The organism is Paraburkholderia phytofirmans OLGA172 (assembly GCF_001634365.1).
In the GTDB taxonomy this organism is placed as follows: domain Bacteria; phylum Pseudomonadota; class Gammaproteobacteria; order Burkholderiales; family Burkholderiaceae; genus Paraburkholderia.
On the sequence record NZ_CP014578.1, the window covers coordinates 2,964,037 to 2,980,341 of the forward strand.

13 protein-coding genes, 1 tRNA gene and 1 pseudogene are annotated in these 16,305 nt (G+C 62.9%); 5 read left to right on the plus strand and 10 right to left on the minus strand.

Translation table 11 applies throughout. The features are described 5' to 3' along the window. Positions 1 to 30: 30 nt before the first annotated feature. Both AYM40_RS12975 and AYM40_RS12980 read right to left on the minus strand, forming a co-directional pair. Entirely contained in the window at positions 31 to 2,040 is a 2,010-nt protein-coding gene (locus AYM40_RS12975) for an extracellular solute-binding protein (RefSeq protein ID WP_236720843.1), read from the minus strand. Between the two features lie 251 nt (positions 2,041 to 2,291). Continuing rightward, on the minus strand, positions 2,292 to 2,639 hold the full coding sequence (locus tag AYM40_RS12980; RefSeq protein ID WP_063496575.1) for a hypothetical protein: 348 nt from the start codon (positions 2,637 to 2,639) through the stop codon (positions 2,292 to 2,294). 334 nt (positions 2,640 to 2,973) lie between these two features. On the opposite strand from AYM40_RS12980, the pseudogene AYM40_RS12985 reads away from it, so the two are divergent. Continuing rightward, a pseudogene (locus AYM40_RS12985) lies at positions 2,974 to 3,460 on the plus strand (porin); the annotation flags it as partial. Positions 3,461 to 3,529: 69 nt separating this feature from the next. On the opposite strand, the gene AYM40_RS12990 reads toward AYM40_RS12985, so the two are convergent. From AYM40_RS12990 to cysS, 6 genes are all read right to left on the minus strand, one after another. Beyond that, a tRNA-Ser gene (locus AYM40_RS12990) sits at positions 3,530 to 3,623 on the minus strand. 206 nt (positions 3,624 to 3,829) lie between these two features. Then, positions 3,830 to 5,080 (minus strand): aspartate kinase, encoded by a 1,251-nt coding sequence (locus AYM40_RS12995; protein ID WP_063496576.1) that lies wholly within the window; start codon positions 5,078 to 5,080, stop codon positions 3,830 to 3,832. A 480-nt stretch (positions 5,081 to 5,560) separates the two neighbouring features. Continuing rightward, a complete protein-coding gene (tilS, locus tag AYM40_RS13000) occupies positions 5,561 to 7,093 on the minus strand; it encodes a tRNA lysidine(34) synthetase TilS (protein ID WP_063496577.1) in 1,533 nt (510 codons plus the stop codon). A gap of 48 nt (positions 7,094 to 7,141) precedes the next feature. Then, entirely contained in the window at positions 7,142 to 8,113 is a 972-nt protein-coding gene (locus AYM40_RS13005) for an acetyl-CoA carboxylase carboxyltransferase subunit alpha (RefSeq protein WP_007181378.1), read from the minus strand. 127 nt (positions 8,114 to 8,240) lie between these two features. Further along, on the minus strand, positions 8,241 to 9,302 hold the full coding sequence (locus tag AYM40_RS13010; RefSeq protein WP_063496578.1) for a DNA-3-methyladenine glycosylase family protein: 1,062 nt from the start codon (positions 9,300 to 9,302) through the stop codon (positions 8,241 to 8,243). Between the two features lie 47 nt (positions 9,303 to 9,349). Then, positions 9,350 to 10,747, minus strand: a complete 1,398-nt coding sequence (cysS, locus tag AYM40_RS13015; protein WP_063496579.1) for a cysteine--tRNA ligase — start codon at positions 10,745 to 10,747, stop codon at positions 9,350 to 9,352. Between the two features lie 256 nt (positions 10,748 to 11,003). Between cysS and AYM40_RS13020 the strand changes: the two genes are divergently transcribed. From AYM40_RS13020 to AYM40_RS13035, 4 genes are all read left to right on the plus strand, one after another. Then, entirely contained in the window at positions 11,004 to 11,735 is a 732-nt protein-coding gene (locus tag AYM40_RS13020; RefSeq protein ID WP_063496580.1) for a tetratricopeptide repeat protein, read from the plus strand. Positions 11,736 to 11,783: 48 nt separating this feature from the next. Further along, positions 11,784 to 12,365 carry a peptidylprolyl isomerase gene (locus AYM40_RS13025; RefSeq protein ID WP_063496581.1) on the plus strand — a complete coding sequence of 194 codons (582 nt, stop codon included), beginning with the start codon at positions 11,784 to 11,786 and terminating at the stop codon, positions 12,363 to 12,365. 178 nt (positions 12,366 to 12,543) lie between these two features. After that, a complete protein-coding gene (locus AYM40_RS13030; RefSeq protein WP_063496582.1) occupies positions 12,544 to 13,038 on the plus strand; it encodes a peptidylprolyl isomerase in 495 nt (164 codons plus the stop codon). Positions 13,039 to 13,085: 47 nt separating this feature from the next. After that, the gene (locus AYM40_RS13035; protein ID WP_063496583.1) at positions 13,086 to 13,883 is read left to right on the plus strand and encodes a UDP-2,3-diacylglucosamine diphosphatase; all 798 of its coding nucleotides are present in this window, start codon (positions 13,086 to 13,088) and stop codon (positions 13,881 to 13,883) included. 199 nt (positions 13,884 to 14,082) lie between these two features. Here the strand turns inward: AYM40_RS13035 and cysE are convergent, their stop codons facing one another. Next, entirely contained in the window at positions 14,083 to 14,919 is an 837-nt protein-coding gene (gene cysE, locus AYM40_RS13045) for a serine O-acetyltransferase (protein ID WP_063496585.1), read from the minus strand. Positions 14,920 to 15,155: 236 nt separating this feature from the next. After that, a complete protein-coding gene (locus AYM40_RS13050) occupies positions 15,156 to 15,992 on the minus strand; it encodes an RNA methyltransferase (RefSeq protein WP_063497992.1) in 837 nt (278 codons plus the stop codon). Positions 15,993 to 16,305 lie beyond the last annotated feature (313 nt).

Here is a 16,305-nt window from a genome sequence, read left to right on the forward strand (position 1 = left end):
CCGGTGCGAAGGCGGTGAATGAATGACGCTTTAGCGCGCCTGAGCTTGCGGCTGCGGCGGTTGCGGCGGTTGCGGCGGGTGCGGCGGGTGCGGCGGGTGCGGCTGGGCATACCACCACATCGACGTGATCCAGCCTTCCGCTCCATAGTACAGAGGCAAGGTCTTAGGCCACGCAAGCCCGCGCTTGAACGCCACCCGATGCGTCGCGCTGTACCAGTGCGGCACCACATAGTAGCCATGCATCAGCACGCGGTCGAGCGCGTGTGTCGCGTCGACCAGTTGCTCGCGCGTCTGCGCATGCACGAGCGCGTTCAGGATCGCGTCGACGGCCGGCGACTTCAACCCGATCATGTTGTCCGAGCCCGGGGTGTCCGCGGCTTTGCTGCCGAAGCGGTCGATCTGCTCCGATCCTGGCACCTGCACGTCCGGCATGCGGATCGTGGTCGTGTCGAAATCGAATGCGTCGAGACGCTTCTGATAGACAGCGAAATCGGACACCCGAAACGTGGCGGTAATGCCGAGCTTCTGCAGATTGCGGATGAACGTCGCGACGATCGGCTCCATTTGCGCGGCCGACCCGGAATCGTCGAGGATCTCGAACTGGAACGGCTCGCCTTTGGCGTTACGCAGCGCGTTGTCGCGATAAGTCCACCCTGCCTGCTGCAACAAGGCACGCGCCTGCAGGAGATTGGCGCGCAGCGAACCCGGCGGATCCGTGTCCGGCTGCTTCGGCGGCGGACCGAACACCGCAGGATCGAGTTTTGCGCGCCATGGTTCGAGCAGCGCGAGTTCGCCCGGCGCAGGCAGACCCTTCGCCTGCAAATCCGTATTGGCGAAGAAGCTGTCGATGCGCGTGTACTGATTGAAGAACAGCTGGCGGTCCAGCCACTGAAAATCGAGCGCGAGATCGAGCGCCTTGCGCACCCGCACGTCTTGAAACAACGGCCGGCGCAGATTGAGCATGAAGCCCTGCATGCCGGTGCCGTTGTGCTGCGGAAATTCGCGCTTGATCAACTCGCCGCTATCGAACTTCTTGCCGACGTCGCGCCGCACCCAATTGCGCGCGACGTATTCGACCATCGCATCGTATTCGCCCGCCTTGAACGCTTCCAGCCGCGCGACGTTATCCGAATACAGCTTATAAACAATGCGATCGAAATTGTTCATGCCGACGCGCACCGGCAGCGCCGCGCCCCAGTAGTTCGGGTCGCGCCGGTAGGTGATCGTGCGGCCGTTGTCGTACTGTTCGATCAGGTACGGCCCACTTCCGATCGGCTTCTCGAACGCCAGCTGGTCGAATGCGATCCGGCTGCCATCCGGCTTCATCCCCCACTTGCGCGAGAAGACCGGCATGCTGCCCGCGAGCAACGGCAACTCCCGATTGCGTTGATGAAACTCGAAGCGGATCGTACGCGGATCCACCACTACCGCACGCGTGATCTCACCGAAAATCGATGCGAATTGCGGCGCAGCTTGCGGGCTTTTCAGCGTGTCGAGCGAAAACTTGACGTCGTCGGCAGTGACCGGATCGCCATTCGAAAACCGGGCGCGCGGATTGATGTGGAACGTGGTCGACAGGCCGTCGGGCGCGATATCGATGTCGTCGGCGAGCAGGCCATAGGCGGAGGCCACTTCGTCGCTGCTGCCGATGGTCAGGCTTTCGAACAGCAGATCGACGCCCGGTGCGGTATTGCCGCGCAGTGTGAACGGATTGAATTTATCGAAACTGGTAAGCCGACTCGGATTGGCCAGCACCAGCGTGCCGCCTTTTGGCGCATCCGGGTTGACGTAGTCGAAGTGCTTGAAACCGGCCGGATATTTCGGCTCGCCGTATTGCGCGATCGCATAGGCCGCATGGGCCTCGGGCGCCGCGAGCAAACCAGCCAGGGCAGACACGCTGCACAGTGCGGCGGCGCACGCCGAGCGCCAGGAACGTGGCACAACCCGCGGCACAACCGGTAGACCGACACGCGATAGCCTGTGAATCACGCTGCACCAAGGTGCTTGAGGCGTTTGAACCCATCGCGAGCCAGTTGTCATAGGGGCCTTGTTGGTCAGTGGGCAATTGCAATGCGAGAGAATTCTACCCAATAAACCCGCGCTGTCCGCGCATCGGATCTGCCCGACCTTCACGCGCGTGGTGAGCAAACCTCATTGGAAGAATTCATGGGCTTCCTCGCTGGTAAACGTATCCTGCTGACGGGCCTGCTGGTTTCGCGAGCGCAATAAAAAAACCGCCCAACCGGCGGTTTTTTTCGACTCCATTGCGGGTTCAACCTTGGCTTAGCGGCTTAGTGCCAGCCGCGACGATTGTCGTAGTGGTCGCGGCCGTAATCGTAGCGGCCCGGAGGATGATGACGATACCAGTCGTCACGCGCCCAGTAGCGGCGGCCGTCCCAGTAGCGGTCGCCGTGCCAGCCGATCACGATCGTCGGGCCACCGTAGTACACGGGAGCAGGCTGGTAGACGACGGGCGGCGGAGGCGGCGGAGGCGGTGCATAGACCGGAGCCGGGGCCACGTAGACCGGCGCGGGAATGCCGATGTTGACACCAATGTTGACCCCGCCGGCCATTGCAGCACCCGACGCAGCCAACCCGAGAACCCCGATCAGAAGTGGAACAAGACGCGCGGACTTCATTGATCACCCCTTTTGACGAATGTGTTGTTGGCCGAAATATAGCGCAAGGCAGCCATCCGCGTATTTCAACTTTGTAATAACTGATGCATAACATCGCGCTGCTGACCGCCCGGTTACGTCTCGTTACATTGGACAAAGTTCTGGTGAAAAAGTAGTGCCAGTGCAATCAGGCCGCCTTGCCGTTAGTCGCCCATCCGCCGGCCAATTACCCATCTTTCACCGCCCTCGCCGCTGCGAGGCAATTCTAGCCGCTGCTCGCGCACGCGCCGGGAATCCGGTCGCCGCCTCCTCGATCGGTCTTGTGACCGCGGTATTGGCGTCCCGCATATCAGTAGGATATCGAAGCATTCTTGCGGCACGCAGCGCGCAGTTGTTCGCCGCAGCGGCTCGCTACATCCACCAGGACCTGATGGTCGGCGTAAACCAATTCGAACGTGCAGTACGCGCCGGGCTCCGGTTCGCTGTTCACCGACGAAGGCGTGTTCAATACGTACGGCGTGATTTCCACGTACCGGATCACGCCAGCCGTCACTGTCGGTGCCGGCTACAGCTACACGCAAGCCAGCAATGCGAATGGCATCAGCGATGCTGCACGCTATCAGCAGATTTCGCTCGAGCAGACGTACTCCCTCTCCACACGCACGACGTTATACGCATTGGAGGCGTATCAGCATGCGCGGGGCAAGACGTTGGTTGCTGCGGGCAGCACGGGGACGAGCATGACTGACGCAGTGGCTGTGGTCGGCGACTCGCAGAATACGACGCCATCGTCAGGGCCATCGCAATTCGTCGGCATGATCGGGTTGCGCCACGCGTTTTGATGCTGAGTGCGAGCGGCACAAAAACAAAACCCCGCAGAGCCTAAACTCTGCGGGGTTTGCCGCCATTGCTGGCGGAGACGGAGGGATTCGAACCCTCGATCCAGGTTTTGGCCCAGATGCTCCCTTAGCAGGGGAGTGCCTTCGACCTCTCGGCCACGTCTCCCAAACTTTCGGTTGCGCAGGGAGTCAGCGCAACGAAGCCAAGATAATAGCGGGCCGAACCGCGAAGGTCAATGTCTACCGAACATTTTTTGTGCCAGTTTTGTCATCGACGACGCAATTTATTCACGTTGCCCTGGCATGCAGTCATGCATTCGGAGACGCGGTGCGCCTGCTCACATCACCTCGCTCCGCCCCGCGTGCAGCAAATTACACCTGATCCAGTTCGAACGCCTTATGCAGCGCGCGCACGGCGAGCTCCATGTACTTCTCGTCGATCAGCACCGAAATCTTGATTTCGGAGGTGGAGATCATCTGGATATTGATGCCCTCTTCCGACAGCGTGCGGAACATCGTGCTCGCGATACCCACGTGCGAGCGCATGCCGACGCCGACCACCGACACCTTCGACACCTTCGGATCGCCCAAGACCTGCTCAGCCTGCACATGCCCCTTCACCTGGGTAGTGAGGATCTCCATGGCGCGCTGATAGTCGCCGCGGCCGACCGTGAACGTGAAGGCGGTTTTACCTTCGACGCTCTGGTTCTGGATGATCATGTCGACGTCGATATTCGCGTCCGCCACCGGGCCGAGAATCTGATATGCGATGCCCGGCCTGTCGGGCACCCCCATCACGGCGATACGAGCTTCGTCTCGCTGGAACGCGATGCCCGAGATGACTGCTTTTTCCATGGTCTCGTCTTCTTCAAAAGTAATCAGGGTGCCCGACTTCATTTCAGTGTCGAGCGGGATGAGCGGATCGGTCAGGCTCGACAGCACACGCGTCTTCACCTGATATTTGCCGGCGAATTCCACCGAGCGGATCTGCAGCACCTTGGAACCCAGGCTTGCCATTTCCAGCATCTCTTCGAACGTCACGCGATCGAGGCGGCGCGCTTCTTCCACCACGCGCGGGTCGGTCGTGTAGACGCCGTCGACGTCCGTGTAAATCAGGCACTCGTCGGCTTTCAATGCGGCAGCGACCGCGACAGCGGACGTATCCGAACCGCCGCGCCCGAGCGTGGTGATGTGGCCGTCAGGATCGATACCCTGGAAGCCGGTGATCACCACCACTTTGCCCGCGTCGAGATCGCGCAGCACGCGCTCGCCGTCGATTTCGCTTATGCGTGCTTTCGTGAACGCGCTATCCGTTTTGACCGGCACTTGCCAGCCGGCATAGCTGACCGCGTCGATGCCGGCTTCCTGCAGCGCGATGGCCAGCAGTCCCGAGCTGACCTGCTCGCCGGTAGCGGCAATCATGTCGAGTTCGCGCGGGCTCGGCTGACTCGTGATTTCTTTCGCAAGACCGAGCAAGCGGTTGGTTTCGCCGGACATTGCCGACGGCACGACGACCATCTTGTGGCCAGCCTTGTGCCATTTCGCGACGCGCTTGGCGACGTTCTTGATGCGCTCGACCGAGCCCATCGAGGTGCCGCCGTATTTATGTACGATGAGTGCCATTGTCGTTCTGAACTGGAGGATAAACCGCGCTGGCGCGCTGGAGACGACCGCACAAAAGCACAGGAGCGCAACGTCTTGTGAACGACGGCAAAGTGTGTGGCGGCGCAGATGCAGCGCGCGTGCAGCACGCGCGGATTTGCCCGGGAATGGTCGCTAGTGGCTTACCGGAAACGACGGATCACGATCGCAAACCGACGACAGCGACCGCGAAATCGGGTCGGGCAAACAAGTTAAATTACCCGATCGAGCGCAAAAAGACAAGCCGAAATGCCCGTCGAATGGCCCATATTACGGCCTGAAAAAGCTTATCCGGTGCGGTTTTGCGCCCTGGTTCGGCGATTCACCGGATAGATAGTCCGCCTGTCCGCCTGTCCGACTGGTCGGTCAGGCGGTCAGGCGGTCAGGCGGTCAGGCGGTCAGGCGGTCAGGCGGTCAGGCGGTCAGGCGGTCAGGCAATCAGGCAATCAGGCAATCAGGCAATCAGGCAATCAGCAGATCGTCGCGCCAAATGATCCTGACACGCGGCTCGGCCGCATTGACCTGTTCGGGCAACGCTGCGCGGTTCAGCCCGAGCAAGGGCACGAATAGCAGATCGCCGCCCACGTAAAGCAGCGGCACGTCACGCTTCCATGCGGGAATGCCTCGCTCCTGGAACAGGTTTTTCAGCGTGCGGCTCGGGCTGCCGGGTGCGGCGCTCGTGCGCATCCGTTCGCCGCCGCTGCGCGATCGCGCGCTCAACAATGCCCGGCGTAGAACGCTGACGGGAAACGTATCCGGATCGCCCCGCGCTGCATCGGCATTGCCGCACGCGTCGGCGTCGCCATCGCAATCGGCATCTGCACCACCATCGCCATCGGAAACAGCGCCGGCCTCGCCGTCCAGATTCGCCGCGACAGCGACAAACACAAACGTGCCTCGCCATTGCGGCAAACGCCAGATCGCTTCACCCTGCCATGCGAGTTCACTGACTGCGCGCTCGGTGAGCGCGGTTTCGTCGGCGGCTTCGCTGCTTTCGCCCGCTTCCCAGTAGACGAGACCGCGATAGCTGCGCAACGCCTGCCCCGCATGATCGATACGCAGGTTATGGCCCTCGCCGGCTTCCCCGACTTCGCGCAACTGGCGCAAAGCGTCGGTCAGACGCGCGGTCGATGCAGCGACGAGACCCAGCGTGCGCATCCAGTAGCGCAGCAGGTTGAGCGCGCGATCGTCGCCGAGGGTGAGCAGCGCGTCATGCGATAGCGCACGGCCTTCATCGCGCACGGCTGCGTCCAGATCGATGCGCGCCAGATCGTCGAGCAGACGTTGCGCCGATGCCGCATGCGCCGCCGTGCGCGCGAGTGCGTCGCGAAAACCAGGAAAGTGGACGGCCAGCGCCGGTGTCACCTCGTGGCGCAATGCGTTGCGCGCGTAACGTGTGTCGGCGTTCGATTCGTCGTCGATCCAGCGCAGATCGCGGGCGTTCGCATACTGTTCGAGTTGCGCTCGCAGCAGGTGCAGCAAAGGTCTCACGCGCACCGCAGAGGCGCCCGCCGGCCAATACTCGGGCGCCATTGCAGCCAGACCCGCCAGGCCCGCGCCGCGCAGCAGTTGCAACAGCACCGTCTCCGCCTGGTCGTCAGCGTGTTGCGCGAGCCATAGCGTGTGCACGGCGCGTGTTGCGCACATTGCGTCCAGCGCGCGGTAACGCGCATCGCGCGCCGCGGCCTCGACACTCACGCCCGCGTCACGCGGCACTTCGACGCGCTGCGCCGCGAATTCGACGCCACGTTCCTGTGCAAACGCCTCGCAGTGTGCAAGCCACGCGTCGGCGTGAGCGCTGAGGCCATGATGCACATGCAGCGCGACACAACGCGACGCGCCCGCGACACGCGCCGCCGCATCGAGCAGCACGCTCGAATCGACGCCGCCACTGAACGCCACCGCAATGCGCCCATCCGCAGGCAGCGCGGACAGCGCCGCGCCGACCGCCTCAAGAACGAGGCGGTCGGCGGGCGAATCGGTGGTGGGAGTCACGTCGCTAGCGCGTGAAGCGCCGAAGGACGAAAGAAAACGCGCGCGGGCTTACGCACCCGGCGTCGTTTCCTTGAACTTGCCGTACGACATCAACCGTTCGAAACGGCGTTGACGCAGGTCGTTGATGCTCATGCCCTGGAACTGGCGCAGCGAATCGGCGAGCGCACGGCGCAACATGGCGGCCATGCCCTTCGGATCGCGATGCGCGCCGCCGAGCGGCTCGTTGACGATCTTGTCGATCAGACCGAGCGCTTTCAGACGATGCGCGGTCAGGCCGAGCGCTTCCGCGGCCTCCGGCGCTTTCGCGGCGCTCTTCCACAAGATCGACGCGCAACCTTCCGGCGAAATCACCGAATAGGTCGAGAACTGCAGCATCAGCACGCTGTCGCCGACGGCAATCGCGAGCGCGCCGCCCGAACCGCCTTCGCCGATGATCGTGGCGATCAGCGGCGTCTTCAGTTCAGCCATCACGTACAGATTGCGGCCGATCGCTTCGGACTGGCCGCGCTCTTCCGCGCCGATCCCCGGGTAGGCGCCCGGCGTATCGATGAACGTGAAGATCGGCAAGCCGAACTTCTCGGCGAGACGCATCAGGCGTTCAGCCTTGCGATAACCTTCCGGACGCGGCATACCGAAGTTGCGCAGCGCGCGCTCCTTGGTGTCGCGGCCCTTCTGATGGCCGATCACCATGCAGGCCTGGCCGTTGAAACGCGCGAGGCCGCCGACGATCGACAGATCGTCCGCATAGTTGCGGTCACCGTGCAGCTCGTGGAAATCGGTGAACAGCTCGTTCACGTAGTCGAACGTGTACGGGCGCTGGGGGTGTCGGGCGATTTGCGAAACCTGCCATGGGGTGAGGTTCGCGTACAGATCTTTAGTGAGCTGTTGACTCTTCTTGGACAGCCGCTCGATCTCTTCCGAAATATCGACGGCCGAATCGTCCTGCACGAAGCGCAATTCTTCGATCTTCGCTTCGAGTTCAGCGATCGGCTGTTCGAAATCCAGAAAGGTGGTCTTCATTGGTTGTAATCCTTGGACTTACCGGCAGCGCGTATTCTAACCGCGCGCGCCGATGTCAAAACCCTCTCGCAACTATCAATTTTTAACAATTGATAGTTTTTTAAACGGTCCGCTTCTTGTTCTCTTCTTAGTAGTCAACCGGCAACGGATCGAGACTACGCCACATATACCACGTGGCGACCGTGCGCCACGGCTCCCAGTTTGCCGCAACCTCACGCGCCTCGCTGCGCGTAACTGGCTCGCCGCTAAAGTAATTGACGCTGATCGCGCGGATCAGGCCGAGGTCGTCGAGCGGCAGCACGTCCGGGCGCGACAGATTGAAGATCAGGAACATTTCCGCGGTCCAGCGGCCGATGCCGCGGATCTGCGTGAGTTCGGCGATCACCGCCTCGTCGTCCATCGACGTCCATTTGCCGACATGCAACGCGCCCGACACGAAGTGTTGCGCGAGATCGAGCACGTATTCGGCCTTGCGCCTGGAAAGGCCGCACGCGGTCAGCTTGTCCTGACCGAGCTTGATGAACTGCTGCGGCACGAGCTTCGGACATGCCGCCTCGACTTTCGCCCAGACGGCTTGCGCGGACGCCACCGAAATCTGCTGCCCGACCACCGAACGCGCGAGCGTGACGAACGGATCGCCACGGCTCAGCAGATGCACCGGGCCGAACTTCGGAATCAGCTTCTTCAGAATACGGTCGCGCTTGACGAGGTCCGCACACGCCTTGTCCCAATACGCCGGACGGGTGACTTCAGGCGTGAGGCCGCCGATCTGCACCGGCACCGCAAGTTCAGCGCCCCCCCCTGCTTCGCCGCCCGCACTCGATGACGCGCGCGTCTTGCGCACGACTTCGCCTTCGCGCCCTTCGTGCGTAATGCGCGCAAGTTCCTGCACGTCGCCGGCGAGTTCGGCAGGCAACGCGCCATTGCTTTTTGCACGCGGTGCCTTGGCGCGCTTCGCAGCGGGCGCGGACGCCGACGCGCCGTTCAGCACGCGCTTGGCCGCAGCCTTCTTCACTGCGCCCGCCGCTGCGCCCGCACCTGTCTTCGCCGCCACCCCGGCGGCTTTCGACGACGCTTTCTTTACCGCGCCGCTATCCGCACGAGCCGACGTTCGTGTCGACTTTGCTGCGGCTGCCGCGTTTGTTTGAGACGTGGCTCGTTTAGCCGGCGTCTTCGTGGCCGTTGCCATCCTGCCTCCTGCCTGGCGAGTCGATCAAAGGGAAGGTCGAGGTGCGCTCACACGCGCCGCCACTCGGTCAACCCGCCGGGTTTGTCTTCAAGTGCAACGCCGGAGTCGAGCAATTCGGCCCGGATCCGGTCTGCTGCCGTATAGTCTTTTGCCTGCTTTGCGGCCACGCGCGCGGCGATCTTCGCTTCGATCGCGGCGGCGTCGAGCGCGCCTTCCGCGGCGGCGCCCGCAGCCTGCTGCAGATAGGCACGCGGCTCTCGGCCGAGCAGCCCGAGCAAAGCGCCGAGCGAGCGCAATTGACGGGCCAGCGCGGGGTCGCGCGTGCGGTTCACTTCAGTTGCCAACTCGAACAACACCGACACCGCAACCGGCGTGTTGAAGTCGTCGTTCATTGCTGCCTGGAAACGCTGCGCATGCGCTTCGTTCCAGTCGAGCTCCGCGCCGTCCGGTGTGACGTCTTTCAGCGCCGTATACAACCGCGCGAGGGCATTGCGCGCGTCGTCGATATGAACGTCGCTGTAATTCAACGGCGACCGGTAATGCGCACGCGCGATGAAAAACCGCACGACCTCGGCATCGTACTGCGCCAATACTTCGCGGATCGTAAAGAAGTTGTTCAACGACTTCGACATCTTCTCATTGTCGATCTGTACGTAGCCGTTGTGCATCCAGTAATTGACGAAGGTTTGTCCGGTCGCAGCTTCGCTCTGTGCAATTTCGTTCTCGTGGTGCGGAAACTGCAGGTCCTGACCGCCGCCATGAATGTCGAAATGTTCGCCGAGCAACGCGCAGCCCATGGCCGAGCATTCGATGTGCCAGCCCGGCCGGCCGCGCCCGTACTTCGACTCCCAGCCGGTGTCCGCCGGTTCGCCCGGCTTCGCCGGCTTCCACAGCACGAAGTCGAGCGGGTCCTGCTTCGCGTCGTTCGCGGCGACGCGTTCGCCGGCGCGCAGATCTTCGAGCGATTTGCCCGACAGCTTGCCGTAGCCCGCGAACTTGCGCACCGCGTAGTTCACGTCGCCGTCGGCCGCCTGATACGCGTAGCCGTTCGCCTCGAGTTTCTCGATCATGCCGAGCATCTGCGGAATGAAATCGGTGGCGCGCGGCTCCAGATCGGGCCGCTCGATGCCGAGTGCGTCCGCGTCTTCGTGCAACGCCTTGATGAAGCGATCAGTCAGCGATTTGATCGTTTCGCCGTTCTCGACCGCACGCCGGATGATCTTGTCATCGATATCCGTAATATTGCGCACGTAGGTCACGTCGTAACCGAGCGTGCGCAACCACCGCTGCACGATGTCGAACACGACCATCACGCGCGCATGACCGACGTGACAATAGTCGTACACGGTCATCCCGCAGACGTACATCCGCACGACGCCATTTTGCATCGGCACGAAAGTTTGTTTGTCACGCGCGAGCGTGTTGTAGATGCGCAGTGATTCCATAGAGAACGGTGCGTGGGCCGAAAGAAATCCGCAATGTGTTTCGTGTTGTTTCGGGCATAGGGCGCCCCCGCGAGAAAACGGCGGGTGCGTTCCATGCTGCAACACGCACAGCAGCAAACCGGTGCACCTGGTGCGGCGGTCAGGCTGCGATCAAGGCGGAGACGACCACGAGTGACGAAAAGAGAGTTTGCGGTTCGACGGAACGCGCAGACCTTTTGTTAGAATGGGTCGGAGTATAACATCCAGACCTGAGCCTATGAAACCTTCCAGCGGCCGCGCGCGCAGTGCTGCGACCCTCGCCGCGACGGCATTCTGCGCCGTCGCCCTCACGGTCTTGCCGGGTGCTGCCGCGTACGCGCAGAAAGCCGCCACGATGCCGCAGGGGCCCGCCGTGCGTGACAACACGCCGGAGATCGACGCGTCGATTGCGCAGAAAGACTGGCAAGCCTCGCTCACCCAACTCGACGCGCGCATCGCCTCGAATCCGCGCGACGCGCAAGCCAGGTTCAAGCGCGGCACGGTGCTGGCCCATCTGAATCGCGACGACGAGGCGATCACCGCGTTCACCGAACTCACGGAAATGTATCCCGAGCTGCCCGAGCCGTATAACAACCTGGCGGCGCTCTACGCGAAGCACGGCCGTTATGCGGAAGCACGCGCCGCGCTCGAAACGGCGACCAAGGTGAATCCGGGCTACGGCCTCGCGTACGAGAATCTCGGCGATCTGTATCTGCGCATGGCCAACGAAGCGTACCGCCGCGCGCAGAGCCTCGGCAAAACCAGCGCCACGACCTCGCAGCGCCTCGCCGACATCCAGAACGTCATCTCACCGCCCAAGAGCAAAACGCCGGTGAAAAAAGCCGCCGCCGCGCCCGCCGAGGCGAGCGCCTCGCGCGCTACCTCAGACATGACGCAGACACCGAGTTTCCAGTACGGCGGCGCAAATGGCTCGCTCGCCATGCCGCCCTACATGGCGCCGTCGCGCTAACACTGTCATCGTTTTCGGCAACACGTTTATCCAACCCTGAGGATCTTCATGAAATGGTTGATGTTGGCGCTCGGCAGCGCCGCCCTGATCGCAAATGCCCCCGCCTTTGCCCAGTCCGGTTCGCAGGCCGCGCATCCGTCCGTCCTCTTCAAGACCACGGAAGGCGACATCCGCGTCGAGTTGTATCCTGACAAGGCGCCGAAAACCGTCGCCAACTTCCTCGACTACGTGAAGTCCGGCCAGTACAGCGGCACGATTTTCCATCGGGTGATTCGCGGCTTCATGATTCAGGGCGGCGGCTATACGCAGAGCTTCGCCGAGAAGCCCACGCGCGCGCCGATTCCACTCGAAAGCCGTAACGGTCTGAAGAACGCCGCCGGCACGCTCGCCATGGCGCGCACCAGCGATCCGGATTCGGCCACCGCGCAATTCTTCATCAACACGGTGGACAACGCCGGCCTCGACTATCCGAATCCGGACGGCAACGGCTACGCGGTGTTCGGCAAGGTCACGAGCGGCATGGACGTTGTGAAGAAGATCGAAGGCACACCCACCACCACGCGCGGCCCGATGAGCGACGTACCGCAAAAGCCGGTCGTGATCGAATCGGCCACGGTTGTCGGCAAGTAACAGACCCAGGCAGGACAACGCAGAACAAAAGCAGCACTGAAACAGCACGGACAGCACCAGGCACGCTGCACGGGAAGTCAACGCTAAATCTATACACCCGGCGCGGCCCGTCGTCATCGCATCTCACGTGACGGGCGGCCGCGCCTTTTAACCCACCCGTTCATCAAAGGATTCCATCATGGTTGAACTGCACACGAACCACGGCGTCATCAAACTCGAACTGGACGCTGAAAAGGCGCCGAAGTCGGTTGAGAACTTCCTCAACTACGTGAAGGCCGGTCACTACGACAACACGGTGTTCCACCGCGTGATCGACGGCTTCATGATCCAGGGCGGCGGTTTCGAACCCGGCATGAAGCAGAAGCCGACGGCTGAGCCGATCACCAACGAAGCGAACAACGGCCTGAAGAACGTCAACGGCTCGGTCGCGATGGCTCGTACCAACGACCCGCATTCGGCGACCGCGCAATTCTTCATCAACGTCAACGACAACGACTTCCTGAACCACTCGTCGCCGACGCCGCAGGGCTGGGGCTACGCCGTGTTCGGCAAGGTCGTCGAAGGCATGGACATCGTCGAAAAGATCAAGAAGGTCAAGACGGGTTCGAAGGGCTTCCATCAGGACGTGCCGGCCGACGACGTCGTGATCGAAAAAGCGGTGATCGTCGACTAAGCGTCCGATCAGGGCCAACCCGTTTGAACTGAAATCAGGCACCTTCAATGCTGCAAGAAACGCCGCTGCGAAGCGTCGCCGCGGGCGTGCCTGGCGAGGGCAAACGCCCGCACGCCGCACGCCCGTTTTTTTTCCTCTCCGATATTCATCTGAGCGAGGCGATTCCGCACACGGTCGCCGCATTCGAGCACTTCATTCGCGTCACGGCCGAGCAGGCGGATTCGGTTTTCATTCTCGGCGATCTGTTCGAGTACTGGGTCGGCGACGACATGCTCGTCGAGCCGTTCGTCGCGCGGCTGGCGGCGTTGCTGCACACGTTGTCGGAGCGCGGCATCGCGCTCTACATCATGCACGGCAATCGCGATTTTCTGCTCGGCAAGCGCTTCATGAAAGCGGCCGGCGCGATCTGGTTGCCCGATCCGTTCGTGATCACCGCATTCGGCACACGTATCACCCTCGCGCATGGCGACGGCCTGTGCACCGCGGATCGCGGCTATCAATTTTTCCGCCGCTTTGCGCGTATCCGTGTCGCGCAGATGCTGTTTCTCGCGTGGCCGTTTCGCTGGCGTCAGGCGCTTGCGGAAAATATGCGTTCGAAAAGCGAGCTAGGCCGCTCGCGCCCGATTTCGCCGAAGTATGACGTGACGGAGAAGGCCGTCGCTGCATTATTCAAGTCGTCGAAAACGGCCACGATCATTCATGGGCACACGCACCGGCCGGCGCGGCATCGCGAGCCGGGCGGCATGCGCTGGGTTTTGCCGGACTGGGATCTCGACCACGGCAAGCGCCGTGGCGGTTATCTGCGGATCGATGCGGAGGGGATTCGGGCGTTGCCGCTGGATTGATCAGCGCACGCCGGTTGCCGGTTGCCGGTTGCCGGTTGCCGGTTGCCGGTTGCCGGTTGCCGGTTGCCGGTTGCCGGTTGCCGGTTGCCGGTTGCCGGTTGCCGGTTTGCCGGTTTGCCGGTTGCCAGCGCGCGCGCATGGGCATGGGCATGATTCGCCGGCGTCTCGCGACAAGCGCTCCCGCGCAATTGGCGGAGGATTAGCGCTCCGCCGCGACGCCTTCCACCTTTCCTGCAATAGCAGCGGACAGGCGCCGCAAATCGAGCAGCGCCGCATCGGCGCCTTGCAGTCCTGCCAGACTTGTTCCCAGCCGCTCCAGCGCGTCGACGATTTCGTCGATACGCTTCGATTGCGTGGCGGCGTGATCGATCAGGCCGTGAATCGCGAGCGAGACCGGATCGTCCGCATTCGGCGTGATGCCGTACGCGCAGAATGCGCTGCTTTTGGACGCGCGTTTGGCGTCGCGTGCGGCGCCGCCAGACTCCGCATCGGACGCAGCGGCTGACGCCATGGCAGCCGCCGCCGGGACGATGATCCGGGCCGGATTGCCCACCGCCGTGCCGCCTGCCGGCACTGGCTTCGTGACCACCGCATTCGAGCCGATTTTCGCGTCTGCGCCAATCGTAAAGCCGCCGAGCACCTTCGCCCCCGCCCCGACGATCACGCCGCGCTCGAGCGTCGGATGGCGCTTCGCACCCCGTGTAAGCGACGTGCCGCCGAGCGTCACCCCCTGGTAGATCGTGCAGTCGTCGCCGACTTGCGCTGTCTCGCCAATCACGACGCCCATGCCATGATCGATGAACACGCGGCGGCCCAGCGTCGCGCCTGGATGGATTTCGATACCGGTCATGAAACGCGCCATCTGCGAGACGAACCGCGCGAGCCAGCGGCGTCTGGCCTGCCAGCATGCGTGCGCGAGCCGGTGCAGCACGAGCGCGTGCAGCCCCGGGTAACACGTGAGGACTTCCCAGGCGCTGCGGGCGGCGGGATCGCGCTCGCGGATCGTGGCAATGTCTTCGCGAAGTCTCGTGAACATGGCAGGGACTGTGTCGTGGGGGAAAAGGCCGCATGCGTGAAACACCACGCACCGCAGATGCTTGCCGCATAGCAGATCGGCAGCTTTGCTTAGAACGTTTCGAGCGATTGTAGGACGATTGCGCAAAACCTGCCGGAAGCCCACGCTGCCGGCAAGGTCGTCGATGGCGGGGGCGGTTGGTGCGCCGGAGGGTTGAAGCTGGGGGGCCACCGGGTCGCCGTTAAGGCCCACGCCCCTTAAGAAGCGTCGCCCCCCGGCGGCTTGGTCTTCAGCAGAATATGCTTGGCGATGCCGCGCACGATATTCACTTCCTCCCGCTCCAGACCGGAACGCGCGAACAGGCGCCGCAAACGCGACATCAGCTTTTTCGGATTGGCCGGATCGAGAAACTCGAGCGCAACCAGCGCGCTTTCCAGATGCGCATACATGCTTTCGATTTCGTCGCTCGCCGCCCGTGCGCCGGCCGGCTCGCCCTGCCCTGCGGACGCTTGAGCCGCGGCAGGCGCCGCGGGCTTTGCCTCGCCGTCCGACAAATACGCCGTGCGCAATTCATACGCCAATACCTGCACGGCCTGCGCAAGATTGAGCGAGCTATAGGCCGGATTGGCCGGAATATGCGCGAGTGCGCTACAACGCTCGACGTCCTCATTCGACAAACCCGTGCGTTCATTGCCGAACACCAGCGCGATCTCTCCATGCATCGCCTGTTCATGCGCGGCACCGGCCGCGGCACGCGGCGTCCATTGCGGCGGCCCGTACTCGCGCAGCCGCGCGGTCAGCGCGACCGACCAATGCACGCCGCTCAACGCGTCGGCCAGCGTCGGCACGACGTGCGCGGATGCCAGCACGTCGTCGGCGCCGCTCGCCATGGCAATGGCTTCCGGATCGCTTTGCACGTGCGGCATGCGTGGCGACACCAGCACGAGGCGCGAGAATCCCATGGTTTTCAGCGCGCGCGCCGCGGCGCCGACGTTGCCGGGATGGCTGGGCTCGACGAGCACGAAGCGCGTCGACGTAAAACCGCCGCGCAGGTCCGCGACGGCGGGATCGGAAGAATGGTGGGTGTGGTCCACGATGAAACTCGGCAGGCTAGAGAACGCGTATGGTAGCGCCAACCCCGCATCGGCTCCGAATTGCGCGTGAATTGCATGTGATGGCCGCACAAAACGCGCGCTCACCGACCAACATACCGCGTGCCGGACCGCAACCGCTGCCGCGGCGCCCGGACTCAGGTAAAATACCAATATTCGCGCCCGGCTTTCGCCTACGAAAAATCCGGCGCCTCGTTCTTATTCAATTCGTCTCCGTCGGCGGAATGCGCACCGGTCCTCTACCGGACGTGCGTTCCGTGCTGTTTCCGCGCCCCTCGATGGCGCTCAATTAGCG